The following is a 22,637-nucleotide window of genomic DNA, read 5'->3' as shown; positions in this document are numbered from 1 at the left end:
GAGGGGGCATTCATGATAATCGACTAGTGGCAACGGATAGGATTAAACGTGTGCGAGCTATGAGGTACGTTTCGAAGTCTGTGGATGTCGTGAACACAATCGATATAGGCAAGGGATTACAATCAGTACGATTGGCAGAGAAAATAAAAGTCCATAGCCCAAAGTTAATGACATTGGCCCCATGTAGACATCGGTACCACCGATGCCGTAAGCAAGTGGAAGCAAGCCTGCGACCGTCGTTAACGACGTGAGAACAATCGGTCGTAGTCGGCTTGATGCCGCGTCAATGATGGCTTGATTTGTAGGGAGTCCTTCACTTTTTAGTTCATTAATTCGATTAATTAGAACCAGAGCGTTATTGACCACAACGCCTGCCATTCCAAGTATCCCTATGAGCGCGAACAAAGATATTGGCTGATTATGGATGAATAGCGCCATTAATGCGGCGGCGATGGCAAAAGGAATAACAGCCATGATCATCAAGGGTTGGAGCAATGAACTAAACATAACGGCTAGTACAAAATAGATGCCAATCATTGCGGCAGGGAAAGCGACCAAGAAGCCAGACATTGTCTCGTCAGTATTCTCCGCTTCGCCACCGACATCTAAGCGAACATGGGGACCGACTTTTTGAGCTAATGCTTGAGTGAGTTGCTCACTTAATGCCCCAGAACCTAATGCTTCATCAGTAATTTGCGCGCTCACCAAGACTTGACGCTCGCCGTTGTAATGGAGCAGCTCACGGGGCGCCTGTACTTCTTGCACTTTAGCTAAGCGGCTAAGGGGGACTTGCAACCCTGTCGGCGTAGCGATTTTAGTCGTACTTAATTGCTCAAGGCTACGATATTTTTCATTCAGCAGTACTCGAAGATTGATTTCTTCATCACCGATCCAAGTTGATGTGACGCTGTCACCATCAAAGGCAATGCGTAAAGTACTGGCAAGATCTTGAACCGTCAGATTGTAGCGAGCCAGCCATTCATATTGAGGAATAATTTGTAACTGAGGGTCCGTTAACAATTCATTATGAGTGATCTTATCAAGCCCTTTATGTTGCTTCATCCAATCCATAACAAGTGCCAGCGCATGCAGGCGTTCTTCTGCATTATTGCTGATCACTCGGATCTCAACGGGTTCCCCTGGTGGTGGGCCACCGGCGTCTACGGTAAACTTAACGAAGTCGATACCTGAAGAGGCATTAAGTTGATCATTTAGGGCTTTTGCGATGTCATCGGCGCTGCGTTCACGCTGCTCAAAATTTGTTAATGTAATTTGCCCGTTGCTAGTGGGACTCGAATACGTCATTTGATAAGCAGCAAGTTCATTGTCAGGCAACGCTGCGATGGCTTTTTCAAGCTCATGGTGCGACTGACGAACCTTGTCTAAAGGTGTTCCAGGTGTGATTTCACTGTATATCTTGATGTATTTTGCCGTTTCACTAGGAAAGATATCTAATTTGAGAGTCGTGAGTAATGCTGAGCTACCAACCAACAAGGTCAGTGCGATGGCAAGTACACGTTTTTTATGCGTTAAGCAGTCGCTCAGTAAGCGTTGATAGCGTTGGATAATGGCATTAAAACGTTCATTTTTGGGAGCGCGATTAGCGTCAGCATCAAGTGATTTGGCAAGATGCGCAGGCAAAGTAAACGTGCACTCTGCCAGCGAGAACAACAACGCAGCAATGACAGTAATGGGAATGACAATGATCGCTTTACCCATTGCTCCTGGGATAAAAAACATGGGTATAAAGACGAGAGCCGTCGTTGTTAAACTCGCAATGATAGGACGAATGACTTTTTGCACGCCAGATATCGCGGCGTCAATAGCGGACTTCCCACGCTCTTTTTCTTGATAAATACTCTCTGCAACAATAACAGAGTCGTCGACAATGATGCCGATAACTAACAGTAAAGCCGCAAGGGTAATACTATCGAGATTCATGCCTAGTGCGGGTAACACCGCCATAACGCCCAACACACAAAATGGAATAGACACGGATACCCAAAAAGCAACTTTTCTCCTGAGTATCATGCTGAGAACAATCAGCACCAATATCAACCCAACACCGCCGTTAGTCGTAACGATTGAAAACTTGTCGCTCATATCGTCGGCTAGATTAAGTGAAATAGGGAAGCTAAATTGATGGTTTAGGCGATCGGATTCCTCATTTAGCAGCGCTTTTATTCGATCAGTCGTTGCAATGATATCGGCGTTGGCACTTTTACTGATCGAGAAAACGATGGCGTTTTTGCCGTCGACCATCCCAAGCTCCGTCGCTTTTTCAAAGGCGTCTGAAACATGAGCAATATCCTCTAAACGGATCATTTCTCCAGTCGGCAGTACGTCAATAATAGTGTCGGCAAGTTCTTGGGTAGAATGGACCTGCGTCAGAGTGACGATACGTTGCTCGCTGTCCCAAGATTCGACCAAACCACCAGAAAGCGATAAGTTGCGCGTATTAATTGCCGCAATGACATCATCAAAAGTGAGCTGATAGCGCAGTACTTTGGTCGGGTCTACTTCAATCCAAAATTCGCGCTCCGTGTAGCCATCTAAGTGAACGCTGCCCACGCCGGGAATAGAGCGTAATTGCTTCTCTAGATTACGGGCGTAGTTTTGGAGTTGGCTATTTTTTTCTTGATCGCTCGTTGCGCTTTGGGTCCCTTTCGTGGCATTCGCGACAACACCAAAGGTCATCACATCAAATGATGACGTGTCCTTTTGTTCGACCGTTGGTGGATTTGAAATATCTTTGGGTAGCCCTTGTACACGGTCAACAGCTTGTTGAATATCACGCACGGTTTTGTCGGTGTCATAACCCTCATCAAGTTCAATATTGATGTAAGACTGCCCATCAAAAGATTGGGACCAATAGGTGGAAAGCCCTTGAACCTGTTTGAGTTCTTTTTCAATTTTGTTGGTGATATTCAATTCAATGTCTTGTGCAGAAGCACCAGGGTAATGGGTAGTGATTTCCACTTCTGCAAACGCGACATCGGGGAGCTCTTGAAGTTTGAGAATGCTTACAGCACCTGTGCCAATGAGTAAGACCATAATCGTGATGATACGTGCGAGAAAACTGCGCTGCGCGAAATAAGCAAGAAAAGCGTTCATTTCTAAACCTTCTTTTTAGTTTGAGTCTGTTAATAGAGCGGGGAGTTCGAGACGATAAAATTTGGTTTGTCTAAAGTAAGGACCATCTAAAAATAAGTGGTGGCGTGCATCGACATACCCGGTTTGAAATCATGATTACCGTTGTCGATATCTACTTCTATCGGGTAAGCAAACGTCGAGGGGTCGAGCTCGACCCCTATGCGATTAATTGTTGCGATGACTTTGTTGGTAGGATTAGCCTCAGACCATAGCTGAATAGGTTGGCCTACAGTCAATGCATTCAAGTCAAACTCGCTAGCCAGCAAGCGCACATTGAGTCGGTCGATATTAGTCAATTGATAGAGCTGGTCACCTTGATTAACCCAGGCGCCTTTCTCTACATGACGAGAGACGATGTAGCCATCGATGCTGGAATAAATGGCGGTGTTTTTAAGATCCAATTGTGCTTTTTCGAGCTCAATGTTGGCGAGAGTGACATTGGCCTTCGAAGCGGCGTAGTCGGCTTTAGCAACGTCTAATTCGTTTTGCGATAAGCTATTTTTAGCTCGAAGCTCTTGATAACGTGAATATGTCGATTTATTGATGTTCAAATCCGCTTCAACCAACGTGACATTGGCTTTCTGTTTCATGACTTCAAGTTTGAAATCTTGGGCTTTGATGGTGGCAAGCGGAGAGTTGGGAGCGACAAGGTCACCTACCTGCCAGTGTGCAGTTTCGACAATACCACTGACTTCAGAGACGACATAGATAGAGTGCGTACTGGTTGTTTTACCAATCAATTCAACCGCGTGCGTTGGGATTGAAAAGGCCTGAATACCAACAGTCGTAATAAGCAAAAAAGTTTTCATTGTGATCTCCACGAGTGATTTTTTATCAGTGTGGCGTGGGTCATGTCGATTTTATGTGAAAAAATTGCCAATCATTTGATATTCAATATGCTGCTCTTTCGACATTAATTCGACATATTCTGCTTATAATAAAGAGAACGATTGAATAAGGGACGGGACGGATACATGCTGACGGGAAGACGGATATTAGTCGTGGAAGACAACGAAGAACTTCAAGGCATACTGGCTGACTTTCTTGAGGTAAAAGGGGCAGAGGTTGATTTTGCCAATAATGGCGAGATGGGGCTGAGGCTCGCGCTAGAGCACGAGTTTGATGTGATTATTCTTGATGTCATGATGCCTAAAAAAGACGGCATGCAAGTGGTTCGAGAGTTAAGAGAAAGCGGAAATACGACGCCTGTGCTTATGCTAACGGCGTTAAACGGACAGGATGACTTGTTGGCTGGCTTCGACAACGGCATCGATGATTTTATAAGTAAACCGTTTCAATTTCCTGAATTGGAAGTGCGTTTAACTGCGTTAATTAAACGCTTTCGAGGGGAGGTTGCACAGTCTTTGCTGCGTTTTGGTAGCCTGACCATTGACCAAAAAACACATCAAGTGAGCCGTGATACGCAGCCGATTACCTTGACCCACGCGACCTATCAAATCTTGCTCACGCTCACCAAAGCAAAGGGAGAGGTGGTGTCGAGAGAGGCGCTGATTCACCAGTTATGGGGCGAGGACGTCCCTGAAAAAGATGTACTGCGTAGCCACATCTATTTGCTGAGAAACGTATTAGACAAACCCTTCTCTGTCCCCATGCTGGTGACAGTACCTAAGTTTGGTTTTAAGTTGGTTGCGGTATGATGGCATTAAAGCGCTGTTTTAAAACCCGTAAAACAAACTCGGTTCGAGATGTTCGGGCACGTTTAATCATTATCTTCTCGGTGATTGCATTATCCTCCGCTTTTTTGGTTTTTTTGGCATTTTCACTGTATTTAGCCTTCAACGAAGATAGCCAAATAGAGCGTCATTTAGTGTCATTTGAACGAACCGCTGTTCAACACTACTCGCTGGAGGCTAAAGAGATAGCTCACATTAGTCCTCACATCGTGGCCTACTATAGTGATCAGGCATTAAGCGATACTCTCAAAGCTCAACGCCCTTATCCAATAGGGATAGTGACAAGGTATAAAAGCTTTAGTGAAGATGGCTTTATGGTTTATCACACTCAGTTTGTCGATAATTCTGGGGTGGTGCGTCCTTTGTATTTAAGTATCAATGCTAGAGCGATGGAATTTGGTGATGATAACGGGAGCGTGTTGATACTGATTTCGATGGGGCTAATGTTTTTTCTGATTGCCTTTTTACGCTTTGCTTTACTCAGGGTATTTGAAGGGTTGATGTCGCCTATTTCTGACTTAGGCCTGCAACTTAAAGCAACAAAAACGAAGAGCTTTGCCGTTTCCTCTCATGCCATTGATGAAGTTAAGCAACTAACCAAACACCTTAACCGTTATACGCAGATGAAAGATCGAGTGGTAAAGCAGGAGCTGATGTTTGCTAAATATGCAAGTCATGAGCTGAAAACGCCCATCGCCATTATCCTTGGCGCAGCGAACCTACAGGCAATGAAAGATGACCAGGATTTTCAGATCAAACAGCGACGTCGCATTATCAATGCAGCGGAAGATATGCAGGCGACGGTGGAGGTACTGCTCAACATTGTTAAGCAAGAAAATACGGAGCATAAAAATACACTGAGTGAGTTTTCATCCGCAGATATCGACCTTCATCAATCGCTCAGTAAGCGGCATTCGGGTGTTCAATTTACACTGAAAATAATGGACAACACACGTTTAAACTTCCCACCGACAGTGTTGAATATGTTATTAAAAAACCTCGTAGATAACGCAGTGCGCTTTACTGAAAGCGGTGAGATTTGTGTTGAAGTGTCGGAGCAATTAATCACGGTGCAAGATTCAGGTTGCGGTGTGGGAGTGAACAATGAAACGGAGCATGGACTGGGGTTACTGATTGTTCGGCGACTATGTACGAGCTATGGGTGGTCTTTTAGCCTCAGCAACAATAAAGCTCAAGCGGGATGCACAGCGCGGTTAGAAAGACGGTTTCAACACGAAGACCAATGAATACATATTTTTCAACACCTTAAGATTGCTGTGCTTCTAGACCATTTTATTTCTAGATGAAATATAAACTAATTTGGCGAGGAAGGTTTACTTGGCGACCTATCCGTTCCCATGGCGGCCGTGTTTATGCGATTTTTGTCACGGCTGCTACATTATATGGGTTAAATACTACACAGTATGAGCACGGTTTGTGTATTAACTTGCCGTTGACGGTTAACAGCTAATGGTTAATGGTTAGGGGAATTTAAAATGGTAATAAACATCCGAGGTGTTATGACTGCTGCCTTGGTTTTATCTTCATTGAATGGGTATGCATCAGCATCCAATGTTGCCGACTTTTCAACCTCTCTGGACTATGCGCAAGTCACCAGCGTGGTTGCAACCCAAAGTCGCGATGGTAACTGGTGTTTTGACACAACGGTAAGACACAATGATGAAGGATGGGGGCATTATGCCGATGGTTGGGAAGTCCTCGATTTGGCGGGCAATCAGCTTGGCTACCGTCACCTCGTTCATCCCCACGATAACGAACAACCGTTCACGCGTGGCCTGTGTGGTATATCGATCCCTAAAGAGGTGACGACCGTTGTGGTCCGAGCAAGGTGCAATGTACATGGCTATGGTGGTAAAGCGGTCATGATAGACGTAACGCCGCGTTCCGAGGCGCGCTTTTCTGTCAACGATTAAGAGCGAACCCATTAGGCTAAGAGTCAGGAATCTAGAGTGAGCGAGTCGCCTCACATTGTCATTTAACGAGAAAGGATAATCAAATGTTCAGTCATGTCATGATCGGCACCGATGATATCAAACAAGCAAAGACATTTTACGACGCAGTGATGCACGTATTGGGTTTTGATGAGGGTGTTATTGATGAAAAAGGTCGTTGTATGTACATCAGCCCCACCGGAGTATTGGGATTAACGAACCCAATCAATGGTAGTGGTGCCAGCCATGGTAATGGGATGACTATCGGTTTTTTAGCCAATAGCCCAGAAGTCGTGGATGAATGGCATAAGGTTGGACTTGCTAACGGCGGCACTGAAATAGAGGAGCCACCAGGGGAGAGAGGTACCGGCTCTCGCCGTTTATACATGGCGTATCTGCTTGACCCACAGGGTAATAAAATTTGTGTTACGCATTTTTTGTCGTAGACATAACGTGATTATTTTAAGTTACTAACGCTAACGCTAACGCAAAAAGGCTCAACCAATGTGAGCCTTTTTGCGTATTAAAATCAGGATTGGCCAGCGATAACAACACGGTCTACATCGATACTCGCCTCTTCCCAGCTGTCTTTATCTATGCTGCCCGTGATGGTAATGCTGTCGTTTGGTGTGACATGTAATCCAGCCCATTTATTGTCGTCAATTTCAATGACAATGGTATTTTTTCCGTCGGTGAATTGATATTCCTCATCTCCTAAAGAATGGGTGATTTTCCCCGTGAGTTCGACCCGTGCATCGTCACGGCTATCCAGTGCCTCTTCCACGGTAGTTTGCACACCTAAACTAGGGCCGTTGAAACCGTCTTTGGCTGGGAGCGTATTTGCCGCAGCAAGACTAGAAGATAAAATAAGTGTTGTTGCGATAATTACGTTTTTCATAAATGCCTCTAAGTAGACTGGGTACGTTCTTGATGGTGCTACTATGCACGAGGGGATATTAATGCGGCTTTAAAATAATATTCATAATTCGTTCATGTTGGAAAAAATCGAATGATATTTTTTGTTTTTATTTTAAGATTATGATTTAAATGATTAAATTTTAGTGCTGTCGTTTGATGTTTTTTGCACCTTAGGGTTTGAACCCATGTTTACAGGTCTCGCAAACCGTTCCGTCGCCTCCTAAGTTCATCACTTTTCTATCGGATAGATTCTTTACGTGTGGTACCACAATCTAAATTTGAACCTAATACTCCTAACCCTGCTTGGGTAAGGAGTATTAGTGAGTGCAAAAGCGGGGGGAGCGTTAGACCTTGAATCGGCTGATTAAGGTCTCCACTTGCTGATTTAATACCAGAATATTGGCGGACTCTTCTACTTGGCTGTGGCTCAGTGTATTTAGGGCATTGACGAGATCGTTAATCTTATGAATGTTTTCATTCACACTTTGAATCACGGTGTTTTGTTCACTCGATGATGTTGAAATTTCAGCATTGTAGCTGCTAATCGTCTCAATCTGTTGATCGAGAGTGCCAAGCATTGCTACTGCATGGTCGACTTGTTGGCGGGTCTCGGCGCAATTTTCCTTCGTATGTTCAATGGAAGTGACAAGACTGTCTGATTTATCTTGTAATGTCGCCAATGCCTTGCCAATTTCAGAGGTGCTGATTTGGGTGCGATTAGCTAGGGCGCGAACCTCATCGGCAACGACCGCAAAACCTCGGCCGTGTTCGCCTGCGCGCGCCGCTTCAATGGATGCATTCAGTGCTAACAAGTTAGTTTGTTCGGCGATACTGCCGATCATGTTAACGATAGATTGAATGCTTTGAGTTTCGTTCGCCATGTCGGCAATATCACTGGAGGTGTTGGTGATCTGAAGTTCAAGGTCGATAATATGTTGTTGAGTAGTACTGTTAATTTGCTTCGTTTCATCACTGTAATCGGACGCTTTGTGTGCGGCATTAGCTGCGGCACTAGAATGTTGCTCGACGACAACAGATGCGTTTGATAGCTCGTCAATAGCGGTCACGATTTGAGTCGTTTCTAGGGTATGGGTCTCGAGTGTGCTATGTGTGTGTTGGCAACTTGCTTCGATACTTTGCGTCTTGGTTGTGAGTGCAGTCGTTGCCGATTGCACGTCTTGAAGCATGGCCTGTAGCCCATCAATGAATTGGTTAATACTCAGTGCAATATGACCCAAGTCATCATTAGTCTTGACCTCAAGTCGTTGAGTTAAGTCACCATTACCTTTGGCGAGGTCGTGAACAATGGCTTTAAGTGAAACAATGGGTTGATACAGTTTGTTTAAAATTAAGATGACAGCAACTAGCGCGATAAGCACTGCTGCAACAATAATTAGCGTGGATTTCTGGCTTGCGCTAGCCAAGTCAGTCAATGCAATGGACTTGTTGAGTGCAACGACCATCTGCCAAGTGGTTTGGTTACCGAGTTGAATGGGTTTGGAGATGAGTAGGGAATCGATACCAGCGATATTGGTATCAGAAAAAACAGCGGGTTGGCGAATAACGGCCGCGATCTCAGCTGATAACGCAGAATCTTGTACACGAGTTTGTTGGGTAATATCTGGCATGGTTGATGCGATAACCAAGCCTTTGTCATCGATAATAAAAGCGGTCGCTTCGCTGATGTAGTTCAGCTCTTCTAGCTTGCGTTGCACATCGTTGAAACGAATATCGGCCATAATGACGCTGTTACTGAGTGAATACATTACCCCAATCATCGGTGTTTGGTCACTTTTGGTAAAAAAGACATCACTAAGTGACAGGCCACGTACTTGTTTGGCATCGTTGTACCAAGGTCGCGTGGTTGGGTCGTATTTACTCTTGATACCGACACCGTTTGGAAATGACTCTGAGGGTTTTGAGGTAAATGATGAGCCATCATCAAATCCCATGACGACTTTGTCGATACCACCAAGCTCAGATGCTAGCAACATGAGCGTTTCATTGGCAATTGCGCCGTTGTTGTTTTGGTACTGTGTGGCCAACGCTGAGACGGTATCGATAGTGCGTTGCACGGTGGTTTCAAGTTCCATGACTTCGTGTGAGAGTGAACTGTCTATCTCAGTCTGAATCCGTTGATTAACTTGGCCTTGCAGCATGTTATGCGAAAACAAGCTGGTGACGACGAGTGACAGTGTGGTGGTTAACGTTAACGCTAAGATGAGCTTGGCTTTAAAGCCAAGTGTCTTTTTAAGTGCTCGTGTAGTATTCATTGCAGAATAGACTCCATGTACATCCATTATTCTGGTCGAAATAGGCCTCAACATTGAGGCCCAATAACTGAATTATTTTTAGTTTTGTGGTTAAAGAAGCTCGGTATCACGCGGTGCCCATACTTCCGCAAGGTTCTTTTTCATGTAAAGGTCTTTTATGTTGTTGTAGTACAAATAGAGTAGGTTATTATTGGTTTTCTTGCTGTGACATGACTCATAACTCTAAAGTCGAAAGAAATTAACATTATTTTTAAAACGTAAACTTGTGTGTAATGTCATATATTTCAATGATTTAAGTGGTATCTACATTTTTGTCGTTAATGTGTTGATCGTGTTCTTGATAGAAGTATGATCTGTGTCGCATTTTTCTTATTTGTAATACATTAATATTAATACCACTTCGACGTGCAGAGCACTCGAATTGCAGCGCGAACATTCGAGTGGAACGTTCATGCGGCAAAGCGCTTTAAAAGCTGGCAGATGTTGAGTTTGTTGGCTGTGGAAATTGTGATTCGAGGTCGTCATCACTTTTCCAAAACAGAATTGTAGATGTATTCGAGCTTGCTTTATCGAAGCAACTTCTTCCTTTTGGACCCCCAACCGGAAAGGAAAGAGTATTTGGATGACATCTACCTTGATAATAATTAGAGCAATGACATTGTGATTTGCTCAACTCACCCCCGAAGTGATAGTGGTAGTGGATAGTAATCGGCTATTGTTATGGATCTCCGTGTCGTTTTACCCTTGCATTATTACAGGTGATGCAAGGGTTTTTTTTTACTCAATTCGACCTAACTTTATCTTGTTTAATCAAAATCAACCCTCCGCTAGTCCTCGAACAAAGCACTGACAATTAAATATGTCTGACAATAAGCTTACCTTTTTATCTCTCTGTTACTATTCTATTGTTGTTCAAAGTAGTTAGTCGTGCTGATGTTTCGTCCTAACTTATTGATTATTTGCTTCATAAGGTTGGTTTTGTGCATAAACCAATCAATAAGGCTATTTTTAGTGACTAGAGTTACGAATGGTCGGGAAATATGAGCCTGATCATAAGTAATACAATAACAGGCTTACTATTGCTGATCCGCATCACGCATTTATTATATTGTAGTACAAATTGGTCATGAAAAAGGTATGGTGAGGCTAACTTAAATAACACTTAGAAGGTTTCCCAAGATGGATCTCAATACCCTTATTGTTGGCATCTATTTTCTGTTCTTGATTGCGATAGGATGGATGTTTAGAACGTTTACAAGCACGACCAGTGACTACTTCCGTGGAGGCGGTAGCATGCTTTGGTGGATGGTGGGTGCCACTGCCTTTATGACTCAGTTCAGCGCATGGACATTTACGGGTGCGGCTGGTAAAGCCTTTACCGACGGTTTTGCCGTTGCAATCATTTTTATTGCCAACGCATTCGGCTATTTGATGAACTACTTGTACTTCGCTCCTAAATTCCGTCAACTACGTGTTGTGACGGTTATTGAAGCGATTCGTATGCGTTTTGGTAAAGTGAACGAACAAGTATTTACTTGGTCTGGTATGCCAAACAGTGTTATTTCTGCGGGTATTTGGCTAAATGGTCTTGCCATTATTGCTTCAGGTATTTTTGGGTTTGATATGACAACCACGATCATCCTGACAGGCTTGGTGGTATTAGTCATGTCTGTTACCGGTGGATCTTGGGCGGTTATCGCGTCAGATTTCATGCAGATGGTTATCATCATGGCAGTAACCGTAACGTGTGCTGTTGTGGCGGTTTACCATGGTGGTGGTGTGACACAAATAGTGAATGACTTCCCTACGGACTCGTTCATTACCGGTGACAACCTTAACTACTTGAGCATTTTCAGTATTTGGGCTGTGTTTATCTTCCTTAAACAGTTCAGTATTACGAATAATATGTTGAACTCTTACCGTTACCTCGCGGCAAAAGATTCAAACAATGCGCGTAAAGCGGCGCTTCTCGCGTGTATTCTGATGACAATCGGTCCAATCATTTGGTTCATGCCTTCTTGGTTTATTGCTGGTCAAGGCGTTGATTTAGCGACACAGTACCCAGAAGCAGGCTCGAAAGCCGCTGACTTTGCATACCTATACTTTGTACAAGAATACATGCCTGTCGGTATGGTTGGACTGCTAATTGCTGCGATGTTTGCTGCAACTATGTCGTCAATGGACTCGGGTCTAAACCGTAACTCAGGTATTTTTGTTAAGAACTTCTACGAACCAATCCTACGTCCTCACGCGACAGAGAAAGAGTTAGTGGTTGTATCTAAGCTTACGTCCACGTTCTTCGGTATTTCAATCATTTTGGTTGCGCTTTTCATTAACTCTTTGAAAGGTTTGAGCTTGTTCGACACCATGATGTACGTCGGTGCCTTGATTGGTTTCCCAATGACAATTCCAGCTTTCCTAGGTTTCTTCATTCGTAAGACTCCGGATTGGGCAGGTTGGGGTACGCTTGTTGTCGGTGGTGCTGTGTCTTACTTCGTTGGGTTTGTTATCACAGCGGATATGATTCAAAACTGGTTTGGTTTGAACGAACTGACAGGTCGTGAATGGTCTGACTTGAAAGTGGCAATTGGCCTTATCGGACATATGGTGTTTACCGGCGGCTTCTTCATCCTATCGACAATGTTCTATAAGCCTTTAGCTGAACATCGTGAAAAAGACGTTGATAAATTCTTCAACAACCTTGCTACGCCATTAGTTGCTGAAAGCACAGAGCAGAAGAAACTAGATAATAAACAGCGTCGCATGCTTGGTTCACTGATTGCAGTTGCAGGTGTTGGTGTTATGACGATGTTTGTACTGCCTAACCCGATGTGGGGACGTATGGTCTTCGTATTGTGTGGTGTGATTGTCTTCTCGGTAGGCTTGCTACTGGTTAAAGCAGTTGACGATTCCGTTGAGGATGCAGCACAAGATAAAACCGTAACAGAAGGCTAATTTACTTCGTAAACATTGCCTACCCAAAGCGGCTGTTCGCAGCCGCTTTTCTAATTATAAAAACAACTCGTCTATTCTATTTTTCAATTTACGTTATTCATTAAAAAATCCCTCTAAAAGAGAATCTTATGAAAAAAAATGTACTCGCTCTGACATTAACGGCAGTCTTTGCAACGACCGCATTAGTTGGTTGTGGCACTAACAACTCTCAAGAATCAAATGAAAAGACTTCAGTGCAAGATAATGTCACTCAAATGGTGCCTTTTAACCAGATTACTCGTGACTACTTGTTACAAACCGAACGTCTAAATATTGTTGATGGTGCGCAAATTGATGTGGTCTCCGAGCAAACGGTAGCGGAATTAAAACAGCAAATAGAAAATGCGCAAGATGGCGCAACCATTATCATTCCAAATGGCAAGTATTCAGGTTTGGGTCAAACCGTTGTAACAGCCAATAACCTAACACTCGTTGCAGAAAACCCTGGTTCGGTATGGCTTACCGGATTGGTACAGCTTGAACTAAAAGGTAATGGAATTACGGTTGATGGTTTGGTGTTTACTGAGGGTGGTCCAAGCGAGCGATTTGGTGCCATTCGAATGATGGGTAACAGTATTACGTTGCAAAATTCGACCTTTTATTACTTCAATCATGACTACGCGTATGAGCCTGATGAGCGTCGTTCTGAATACCCTAAATACCTCTGGGTATCACTATGGGGTAAAGATGGGAAAGTGATTAATAACCGTTTTGAAGGGAAGCAGAAGCGCGGTACTTTGATTGGCGTACAAAAAGACGATACGCCAGACAATCATTTGATCGCTAACAATATCTTCTTAGACCAAAAGCCAAATCAATTTAATGAATTTGATATCAAAGAAGCCATTCGTTATAACGGGAATAGCTGGGAAGCGATCCGTATTGGTGATTCTAAGTCATCACAATGGGATTCTAGCTCAAAATTTGTTAATAATCTGATGATTGATATGGACGGTGAGCGAGAGCTTATTTCTATAAAGTCAGGCGATAACACCATCTCAGGCAATACAATTTTCGAGAGCACATCGTTGATTTCTTTGCGTCACGGTAAAGGTAACACGGTCGAGAATAACGTAATCCTAGGTAACGAAAAACGCTTAACGGGTGGTATGCGTATTTATGACGAAGACCATGTGATTCGTAATAACTACATTGCCAACACACGCGGACGTGATGGATTGATTGAAGGCAACGCTGATTTGCGTGGCGGTATTGTCATTAATACTGGCATTATTGATGTGAAAAATGACGAGCAGTTGGATCAATCAGTTAAGGGTAAAGAACTCAATAAACAATGGACGCCAAAGAACATTGATATTGCCAATAACACTCTAGTGGATACAGAGTGGGGTATCGTGTATGGCAACCAAACACACCGTGTCAGCCTATTTAACAACTCTGAGGTTGAGAATATTTACGCGGGTGTAGACGTGAATTTTTCAGGCAATGTTGTCGACAACTCTGAACACCCTGAGTTCGTGAGCGTTCGCGCTGCAAAAGAGCTACCGCTGGTGGGGGCAACGTACAGCAATGAGTTTTATGCAGGAAATGTTGTAGAACAAGAGCAGGTAGGTGAATACTCGATGACGTTACCAGAGAAAACAATGGTTAATGGTCTCAATCAGTATGAAAACGCTGGCGCAGACGTTGAGCAATTGACGGTTGTGACAGCAGAAACTGCGGGTCCAGATTACGTTATAGAGAACGCGACTAAATAAACACTGTGTGATTGGTACCAAGTGAAATTTGGCATTGCTAGATAAGCCAGTTCACCGTACTAAGTTCGATTCGACAACAATGCCCACCGACATCCGGTGGGCATTTTTTATGGATGAAGCACCATGAAGCTGGTTTAATATTCTGATTTATCGTTGTACTCATCTTGTTGCATTGTGTTGCAATCCATCACCTTCCATTATTATTGCAATAATATCGACATCTAGGCGGCTCATAATTAAAAATCGTGGTATCTGAAACGGTCGTTCGCCCGTTTCAGTATTGGATAGAAGCATAGTTTCATGTGTATCAAAGGTTGGGTGGTTATCAGACAGTTGTTGATCTAGGGACATCGCTTTTTCTACTCTAAGGAACAGAGGACACATCAATGAATCCATTTTATGACGGTACATTACATTCTGAAAATATGAGTGCGATATATGCAGGAGTCTGCGTCTTTGTTATCGCGTTCGTCTTCATCATTGACCGATTTACTCGAAAATGAGAACAACACCAATAACTTGATATGCCACATGTACACGCCGCATAGTGATCGAGTCTATCGTCTTATTACGGACAATGACTTGTCGATTCGGGCGTGTACACGATAACTTGATTTCGCCCTTCGGCTTTGGCGCGGTAAAGAGCGATATCCGCCTGAGAGAAAACGTCTTTATCCGTAGTGGGCAGTACGATTGAGGTGATTCCCATACTGATGGTCATTGAAATGGAGTGATTGTCGTAATTAAAGCATTGTGCGGCCGTTGCTTGTTTGATTCGCTGTGCGATCTTTTTTGCTTTCGAAGCATCGGTGTTTGGCAAGAGTAATGCAAACTCTTCACCGCCTACCCGTGCCAAAACGTCTGATTTCCGAATCAATTGTTGCATGAGTTTTACAAAAGAAATTAATATGAAATCACCCGCTTGATGCCCAAAAGTATCGTTTACTCTTTTGAAAAAATCGATGTCAATGAGTGCCAGGTGTGACAGGTGATCATCGGTTCTTTTGGTATGGATGAGTGAATTGAGGGTGTGGAAAAAAAAGCGACGATTGGCAATACCAGTAAGACTGTCTGTTTCACTCTGCTCTCGCAGTTGTGTTTCTAGATGGTAATGTTCCGAGATATTTCGAACCAACCAAAGTACGACCCTATGCCCATGATAAGTAAAGCTTAATGGACAAATTTTCCCTTCAAAGCGAAGCAAGCCGAGTGGCAAAGGTTTTTCGTTGAGACCATTTACGTCGTCAGCCGATAAATCGTATTCAACCGTGCGGACTTTATTTTGGTCGAGTGAGGCTATTATTTCACTGACAAACCATTTCGCTTTATCCGTAGGAAGAACGTCAAAAAGTGAGCGTCCAATCAAGGCTTTACCGTCATGATAAGACTGGGTATCTGTCCCTCCGAGCACATCGACATAAACGCCATTTTCGCTCAATACAAATGCTGGGTCAGGTAGGCAAGACAATACCTCATACAGCTGATCTGGTTGAGTAATCATACTTATCCCTATAGCATGATATTGATTTGATTATTAATCATAGCTGAAATATCACTGGTAGGATGAGATGATAATTAAAGATTAAAGATTAAAGATTAAAGATTAAAGATAGGCCTTGGTGTTGAATGCCAATGGCCGACATCATGGGAGGTCGACCTGTTTGGTGCTCTCGTCTTCTAAAAGTACGACACGAAACGATCGGCATATCGAAACAATTTAAGGTTCATCATCATGCATTTCTGTTCTAGCAAGTGGTTCGTCGAGTGTATCATCCGCTTGGTAGTCGTCGTCATTCTGAGAGTCGCTTTCCGTCGCGGATAGTTTTTTCCCATTTAATGTGTGAAACCTTCGTCTATCACGGGCAAGATGAATGTATTTTATCCAAGCTTTTTCGAGTTTTGTCTCGGCTTTTTTTTCGTCACAAGTGACAAGCAAAAAATGACGCTCAAGGTCCGTTTCAGGAGCAATATCACCGCATTCTAATTGATTCATAGTGTCGCCATAACGAATCAAGATCTCCTCTTCCGCTAACGTAAAGTCGCCAGATTTTGCAAACCCGCGTCGAAACTTTTTGTTGTCGTAAAATGGCCTCTTGCCAAGACGAAAATCCATATCAGACATAATAACCTCGTGTAATCATGTTAACCGTTTGACACTGCCCTAGTATAGAAAGCGCCGAAGAATTTGCAGGTTTTTTAACCTGCAATTTTTGCCTCAATACAATGAACAATCCATAACACCTTGGCGAACCATTACTTTTCATTTTTCTCTTTAAAAAAATATGACATTGCGATGAATTTTCAGATTACCTAGGAAGACAGGTACACTTCCGAAAATGGCGAGTTTTGTGGGTGATGTGCGTTACACTTGTCTTATTCACGACCATGGGATACTCAACATTTTCACTGGTATATCGATTTGAAGGAGCCAAGCAATGGAAGCGAAAATTCGAGAGCAATATCGCGCCGCTCGACTCTCTAGGGATCGCCGGTTTGACGGTCAGTTTTTTGTGGCAGTGAAGACAACCGGGATATTTTGTCGTCCGATTTGTCCAGCTACCCCCCCTAAAGAAGAAAATGTGGACTACTTTTCAAATGCACCGATGGCATTGCAGGCAGGCTACCGCCCGTGTCTTCGTTGTCGACCCGATAGTGCGCCAAGCTCTTGGGCGTGGCAAGGTATCGAGACGACTTTTAAGCGGGCATTAGGGCTTATTGAACAAGGTGCGTTACAACATAATGGGGTTGAACACTTGGCCGCAAGGTTGGGGATCAGTAGCCGTTATCTTAGGCAGGTTTTTGAACAGCATCTTGGAATGCCGCCTAAGAAATATGCGCAATATCAGCAATTGATGTTTGCAAAACAACTACTACATAGCAGCTCAATGAGTGTTACAGATATTGGGTTTGCTTGTGGCTTCAATAGTACGCGTCGTTTTAATGATGCTTTTCAAAAATTATTGAAGCTAAACCCGTCTGATTTAAGGCGGGCGCGCACGTTGAAGAGCCCGCACAATCAGCTATCGCTTGCCTACCGAGGTGCCTATGATTGGCAAGGTTTATTGGCATTTTATCAACGACGCGCGATTAGCGGCGTTGAGTTGGTCACCGACCAAGCTTATGAGCGATACGTGGAATTAAACGGAGCGTTGGGTTGGTTTAAAGTCGTTGCAGATTTTGAAAACAAACAAACAGTACAAGTAGAGTTTGATATTGAAGATGTCACTCAACTGTATTCAATGGTGAGTAATATTAGGCGAGTCTTTGACCTTAATACTGATTTATCGGTTATAGAGGCACACTTGCTCAACGCCGACCCGAACCTTGTTAAAAACAGTGGTATTCGTATTCCGGGTATTTGGTCAACATGGGAAGCGGGAGTGAGAGCGGTCATTGGGCAACAAGTATCGGTTAAAGCAGCTATTGGGCAAGTAAATTTGCTAAACCAAACCTTGAGTCGAACCGTTTCAGGACAACTCGTATTTCCGACCCCCCGTTGCGTAGTCGATAGCGATCTCAGCTTTTTGCGAATGCCTCAAAGTCGCAAAGACACATTGTCGCGTCTAGCCGCTTCATTGATTGCAGATGATACGCTGGACCCCGACAAATGGTTGACATTGAAAGGTATCGGGCCATGGACCGTCAATTATGCAAAATTACGTGGTCAGTCACAGCCTGATTTATTGTTGAAAACAGATTTGGTTGTTAAAAAATACACAGATAATCACCCTTTGTGTGAAGACAGTCGAGTATCACCCTGGGGGAGCTATGCGACCCTACATTGCTGGAGCCAAGCATCATGATATTTTATACGATAGTTAATAGCCCTCTAGGTCAAGTTACTATCCAAGCAACGGATCAAGGACTCACTGGCCTTTGGTTTGAGGAACAGACAACACAACCGAATGAGCTCGGAGAAGAACGAGCAACTCACCCTGTATTGCTTTTAACGAAGCAACAATTAGGTGAATATTTTTCCGGAGATAGAAAAACCTTTGATGTGCCGCTCGCCGCTATAGGTACGCCTTTTCAAAACCAAGTCTGGAAAGCGTTGTGTGACGTACCTTTTGGGCAGGCCATCAGCTATCAAGAGTTAGCGGAACGAATCGGAAATCCAAAAGCCGTCAGGGCCGTTGGCTCTGCAAATGGAAAAAATCCCATTTCAGTGATTGTTCCGTGTCATCGTGTCATAGGGAAAAGCGGTCAGTTAACGGGCTATGCGGGTGGAGTGGAACGCAAGAAAGCCTTGTTAAAACTCGAGAATATGTCGCTAACAACCACGGAATGATTCATAGATAAAGTGGCGTTTTGTTAAACAATTGTCAGTTTATAAACTAAGGTGTTAGGCGATGGAAATTAATTGGCTAATCTTAGTGATAGGTTGCATATTTATTTTTGCAGAACGATATGTTTTAGCATATTGCTATAGATGTATTTTGCATTTTGCAAAATGAAATGCAAAATGCAAAGGCTATATGAGCGCAGGTTGTTTTTTGTCGTGATTAATCGCGGTTTAGAGGCTAATTAGCACGATTTAAAAGTTGGCACGCTACATGCATATATAATTGTGACCCTTTTTAAGCCGAGGGTCACCTAGCCAACTGACGTTGTTAGTGAACACCTCTTGTTCACAAATGTATATAGCCAGCCACCTTACTTTGTGGCTGGCTTTTTTTCTTTTAGCTTCGTCACTTATTCCAACGTTATAGTTTGTTCTTCAGCACATTTATCATAACAACTTGGTTTACGTGGGCAACCAGCACCGCGTGAACAAATGAGTCGTGCCTCGCTATCAATGCCTCGCTCTATCCAATTAATGTTGAGTATTTTCGAAATCGTAGTCAGGTCTTTTTTAATACTCTTAGGAATAATCGCACTGCCACCGCTGTTGACACATAGATTCTTCAGTTCATTTGCAATGTCTAATGCGTTACCGCCTTGTGCGTCAATAGCAGGGTTAAGGTCAATGCCTGCGCAAAGGACACGATTGTTACCTGCGGGGTCGGTCATGTTGACCGACTCACAACAATAAATTCTTGGCTCATCGCCTACGTTGAGAATGGATAACTGAGCAGACGAACCATGACGAGGCTCAGACAGGCGTCTAAACACAGCCCAGTGTTGACAAGGGTCGTTCACCATTCTCATGTTACCCCACGGAAGCGGAATTCCGTTTCCGCGGTATACCGCTTTTAGTTTTCCGGGTCCATAAGCATCGAAATAATGCCAATGCGGATAAGGTGACACGACGGTCATGCGACGCATAGCAACCGAAGGAGAAACCCCTGCATGTTTGTGAGCATCAATTTCATAACCACAACGATCTAAAAGTTGCCGGAAGGGTACTTTAGGGCACAGTAGCGCACCAGCAAAGAAGCTGGACTCAAAATCTCGCCAAGCTTGTAAGATATCCTGTGAATTTAATGCCGATGTCGAGGGGGATCCGCTAGCATCTTCCCAGCTATTATGATGACCCACACTCAGTACGCTCTTTAAGCCATCTTCACTGTGCAGCACTCGATGGCCGATATAAACCGCAAGATCATATTTTAAGCGAGTGGGATAAGCCTTTAAAATCTCATTGAGATAAATCGTCCCCGGTGGCTCGAAGAAAGAGGTGACGAGTTGTTTGGCGTTAATACCAAGCTCATCGACGACATCTTTTGGTGTGCGATTGACCCATTGAACACGTAAACCAAGATCCCTCGCAATATCGATGAGATCTTCAACGGAAAGATTAAGACGTTTTCGCCCAACTTCTTCCGCTGCACGCTCCAAGTCTGGAAAATGGTTTTGCAAACTTTCCTGATGTGCTCGGATTAGAAGATGGGCAAATTGACGTCCTGTGATTCCCGTTTGTGACAGCATCTCTGGAATCGCAATTTGTAAAATGTCGTTGGAGAATAGAAAACTAGGTTCGAGTGCCATGCCGCTGATGCCACCTCGGTTGCCTCTGACTGGTGTGATCTCTTCTTGCTCAGGTTCACTATCAAGAAACCATGCGGGATTTTTCTGAAACACCTCAGCAATGACCTCTAGCATATCAATACTAGGTACACGCTTGCCTCGCTCTATCATTGATAGGTACGAAACCGATGGGGCGCACTCCGGGTTGACTCGAATGCAGCGTGTTGACAAATCTTCCATCGTTAAATGGTTACGTTTTCTAAGGTTTCTAATCTTGGTACCCAAAAAATGGGACTGTCGAATTAAGCTTTTTGATAACGGCATTTTGTAAAATTCACACTGTAAAATTTTTGTTGTGAAATTGTAGCTAAAAAAGCGCTAGTCTACATAGTAAGCAAGATCACAAAACGAATATAAATTTAAACATCCGTTTAGTGCATTTGCTCTATTTTGATTTGGCGGCGACAAAAGGACGATAATTATGAACATGCTGACATTCGATAAGACAGAATTACACAGAAACCACTCAACGTTTATCGCAGAAGCTGTGTTCGCTGTGGAAATGGTTAAAGCCGATGAGCAGTTAGAAAAACAAAAAATGGCAAAACAACTGCTTGATACTTTGTTTCCACTTGAAAGCGGCTCACATGAGGATGTAGTAAGTTACGAGATTGATTATCGACATGTTCTTGCGTATTTCAAAAACGGTGAACACAGTGGGCTAAAACGTGCCAAGCATTTTATCGCGTTTTTGGGCGATAAATGTTCACCGGAATCAATATTGTTTCGTGATGAAAGTGGCACTCATGTTGAAGTCATGATCGGTAGTCGCAGAGGTACCGGTTCCTTAGAGCTTGTAGAGATAAATGACGTACAACTTGAAACGTGCACGACATTCAGTCGAACAGAGCATGCCCATGCCTCTGGAATTCGACATTGGGTGAGTTTGGTTCAAGGTGATGAACAGGGCCGTCCAAGGGCAAGTAGCGAAGATAAAGAATACACCGCTAAAAATGGCGACGATTATACTTTGAATTTTAGTTTTGCGTCCTAAGGGTACTGACGTACAACACGCAATGTGACAGCCAATATTGTACTTTTTGATTGAATACTGCCGATTATCAATAAATGGCCTTCCTGTTTTGGGGAGGCCTTTTTGTTGTGGAGGCCGCTAAATGTGGGTGATGTTAGAGTAGGCTGTCTAATCAACGTCTTGATAGGTTAAAAAATACCGTGTGACTTGCCCGATTAATATGCATTTTATTTGAATTTTAAGTCAATTTTTGGCGTGATTTTGTAAAATTAACACCGTGAAATTTTTGTTGTGAAATTGTTTTAAAAAAGTGTGTAGTCTAGGTGGTAAGCAAAACGACAACGAACGACAGTAGACACCGTTGTTGGAACCTTTGCTTAGTAGGGATGAATTTGCCGTAGAAGGAAGAGACTATGAACATGCTGACATTCGATAAGACAAAACAAAATAACCCTATAACATTTATCGCCGAAGCCGTGTTTGCCGTGGAAATGGTCAAGTCTGATGAGCAATCAAAAAAACAAGAAAAGGCAAAGCAACTGTTAGACACGTTGTTCCCATTAGATAGCGGATCGCACGAAGATGTGGTGAGTTACGAGATAGACTATCGACACGTTCAAGCCTATTTCAAAAATGGTCAGCACAGTGGCCTCAAACATGCCAAACATTTTATCGCTTATACCGGTGACAAATGCGCTCCGCAATCCATATTATTTCGTGATGAAAGTGGTACTCATGTCGAAGTTGCGATGGGATTTCGTAAGGGGACGGGATACCTTGAGTTGGTGAGTATTGATGACGTACAGCTCGAGACTTGTACTACATTTAGCCATAGTGAGCGCTCATTGACATCGGGTATTCGACATTGGGTAAGTTTGGTTCAAGGTGATGGAAAGGGTAAGCCAAGAGCATGCAGTGAGGTCAAAGAATATACGGCGAAAAATGGTGATGATTATACGTTGAGTTATCAAATCGTATTTTAATACACCACACTC

18 protein-coding genes are annotated in these 22,637 nt (G+C 43.5%); 10 read left to right on the top strand and 8 right to left on the bottom strand.

Translation table 11 applies throughout. From position 1 onward, the window contains the following. Positions 1–57: 57 nt before the first annotated feature. Together ACE1OE_RS02560 and ACE1OE_RS02555 are read right to left on the bottom strand one after the other, a co-directional pair. Positions 58–3,114 carry an efflux RND transporter permease subunit gene (locus tag ACE1OE_RS02560; RefSeq protein WP_449210003.1) on the bottom strand — a complete coding sequence of 1,019 codons (3,057 nt, stop codon included), beginning with the start codon at positions 3,112–3,114 and terminating at the stop codon, positions 58–60. A gap of 86 nt (positions 3,115–3,200) precedes the next feature. Beyond that, positions 3,201–3,962, bottom strand: coding sequence for an efflux RND transporter periplasmic adaptor subunit (locus tag ACE1OE_RS02555; RefSeq protein ID WP_449210002.1), 762 nt, complete (start codon positions 3,960–3,962; stop codon positions 3,201–3,203). A gap of 165 nt (positions 3,963–4,127) precedes the next feature. Here ACE1OE_RS02555 and ACE1OE_RS02550 point away from each other — a divergent pair, with 165 nt between their 5' ends. The 4 genes from ACE1OE_RS02550 (at position 4,128) to ACE1OE_RS02535 (ending at position 7,245) form a co-directional block, all read left to right on the top strand. Continuing rightward, the gene (locus ACE1OE_RS02550; protein WP_449210105.1) at positions 4,128–4,811 is read left to right on the top strand and encodes a response regulator transcription factor; all 684 of its coding nucleotides are present in this window, start codon (positions 4,128–4,130) and stop codon (positions 4,809–4,811) included. After that, the gene (locus tag ACE1OE_RS02545; protein WP_449210001.1) at positions 4,808–6,094 is read left to right on the top strand and encodes a sensor histidine kinase; all 1,287 of its coding nucleotides are present in this window, start codon (positions 4,808–4,810) and stop codon (positions 6,092–6,094) included. The genes ACE1OE_RS02550 and ACE1OE_RS02545 overlap by 4 nt, the downstream gene beginning before the upstream one ends. Positions 6,095–6,343: 249 nt before the next feature. Beyond that, a complete protein-coding gene (locus ACE1OE_RS02540) occupies positions 6,344–6,781 on the top strand; it encodes a hypothetical protein (RefSeq protein WP_449210000.1) in 438 nt (145 codons plus the stop codon). Positions 6,782–6,864: 83 nt separating this feature from the next. Beyond that, positions 6,865–7,245, top strand: a complete 381-nt coding sequence (locus ACE1OE_RS02535) for a VOC family protein (RefSeq protein ID WP_372062447.1) — start codon at positions 6,865–6,867, stop codon at positions 7,243–7,245. Positions 7,246–7,328: 83 nt separating this feature from the next. Here the strand turns inward: ACE1OE_RS02535 and ACE1OE_RS02530 are convergent, their stop codons facing one another. Both ACE1OE_RS02530 and ACE1OE_RS02525 read right to left on the bottom strand, forming a co-directional pair. Next, complete coding sequence (locus ACE1OE_RS02530) at positions 7,329–7,697, bottom strand: YgiW/YdeI family stress tolerance OB fold protein (protein ID WP_449209999.1); 369 nt, start codon at positions 7,695–7,697, stop codon at positions 7,329–7,331. A 364-nt stretch (positions 7,698–8,061) separates the two neighbouring features. Next, positions 8,062–9,990 carry a methyl-accepting chemotaxis protein gene (locus tag ACE1OE_RS02525; RefSeq protein WP_449209998.1) on the bottom strand — a complete coding sequence of 643 codons (1,929 nt, stop codon included), beginning with the start codon at positions 9,988–9,990 and terminating at the stop codon, positions 8,062–8,064. A gap of 1,179 nt (positions 9,991–11,169) precedes the next feature. On the opposite strand from ACE1OE_RS02525, the gene ACE1OE_RS02520 reads away from it, so the two are divergent. Both ACE1OE_RS02520 and ACE1OE_RS02515 read left to right on the top strand, forming a co-directional pair. Continuing rightward, the gene (locus ACE1OE_RS02520) at positions 11,170–12,945 is read left to right on the top strand and encodes a sodium:solute symporter family transporter (protein WP_449209997.1); all 1,776 of its coding nucleotides are present in this window, start codon (positions 11,170–11,172) and stop codon (positions 12,943–12,945) included. Between the two features lie 128 nt (positions 12,946–13,073). Next, positions 13,074–14,702 carry a polysaccharide lyase 6 family protein gene (locus tag ACE1OE_RS02515; RefSeq protein WP_449209996.1) on the top strand — a complete coding sequence of 543 codons (1,629 nt, stop codon included), beginning with the start codon at positions 13,074–13,076 and terminating at the stop codon, positions 14,700–14,702. 159 nt (positions 14,703–14,861) lie between these two features. Here ACE1OE_RS02515 and ACE1OE_RS02510 read toward each other — a convergent pair whose 3' ends face one another. From ACE1OE_RS02510 to ACE1OE_RS02500, 3 genes are all read right to left on the bottom strand, one after another. Further along, complete coding sequence (locus tag ACE1OE_RS02510) at positions 14,862–15,086, bottom strand: hypothetical protein (RefSeq protein WP_449209995.1); 225 nt, start codon at positions 15,084–15,086, stop codon at positions 14,862–14,864. A 184-nt stretch (positions 15,087–15,270) separates the two neighbouring features. Further along, complete coding sequence (locus ACE1OE_RS02505) at positions 15,271–16,203, bottom strand: diguanylate cyclase domain-containing protein (protein ID WP_449209994.1); 933 nt, start codon at positions 16,201–16,203, stop codon at positions 15,271–15,273. A gap of 216 nt (positions 16,204–16,419) precedes the next feature. Then, a complete protein-coding gene (locus ACE1OE_RS02500) occupies positions 16,420–16,824 on the bottom strand; it encodes a DUF413 domain-containing protein (RefSeq protein WP_449209993.1) in 405 nt (134 codons plus the stop codon). Between the two features lie 313 nt (positions 16,825–17,137). Between ACE1OE_RS02500 and ACE1OE_RS02495 the strand changes: the two genes are divergently transcribed. Together ACE1OE_RS02495 and ACE1OE_RS02490 are read left to right on the top strand one after the other, a co-directional pair. Continuing rightward, entirely contained in the window at positions 17,138–18,505 is a 1,368-nt protein-coding gene (locus ACE1OE_RS02495; RefSeq protein WP_449209992.1) for an AlkA N-terminal domain-containing protein, read from the top strand. Continuing rightward, a complete protein-coding gene (locus ACE1OE_RS02490; RefSeq protein WP_102468970.1) occupies positions 18,502–18,990 on the top strand; it encodes a methylated-DNA--[protein]-cysteine S-methyltransferase in 489 nt (162 codons plus the stop codon). Before ACE1OE_RS02495 ends, ACE1OE_RS02490 begins: the two co-directional genes overlap by 4 nt. A gap of 404 nt (positions 18,991–19,394) precedes the next feature. Here the strand turns inward: ACE1OE_RS02490 and ACE1OE_RS02485 are convergent, their stop codons facing one another. Beyond that, positions 19,395–20,933 carry a DUF3612 domain-containing protein gene (locus ACE1OE_RS02485; protein ID WP_102468971.1) on the bottom strand — a complete coding sequence of 513 codons (1,539 nt, stop codon included), beginning with the start codon at positions 20,931–20,933 and terminating at the stop codon, positions 19,395–19,397. Between the two features lie 157 nt (positions 20,934–21,090). Here ACE1OE_RS02485 and ACE1OE_RS02480 point away from each other — a divergent pair, with 157 nt between their 5' ends. Both ACE1OE_RS02480 and ACE1OE_RS02475 read left to right on the top strand, forming a co-directional pair. Beyond that, a complete protein-coding gene (locus ACE1OE_RS02480) occupies positions 21,091–21,663 on the top strand; it encodes a hypothetical protein (protein WP_449209991.1) in 573 nt (190 codons plus the stop codon). 392 nt (positions 21,664–22,055) lie between these two features. Further along, positions 22,056–22,625 carry a hypothetical protein gene (locus tag ACE1OE_RS02475; RefSeq protein ID WP_449209990.1) on the top strand — a complete coding sequence of 190 codons (570 nt, stop codon included), beginning with the start codon at positions 22,056–22,058 and terminating at the stop codon, positions 22,623–22,625. Positions 22,626–22,637: the final 12 nt, after the last annotated feature.

This window comes from Vibrio sp. E150_011 (assembly GCF_053544015.1).
This window is presented reverse-complemented; position numbering and strand designations above follow the sequence as displayed.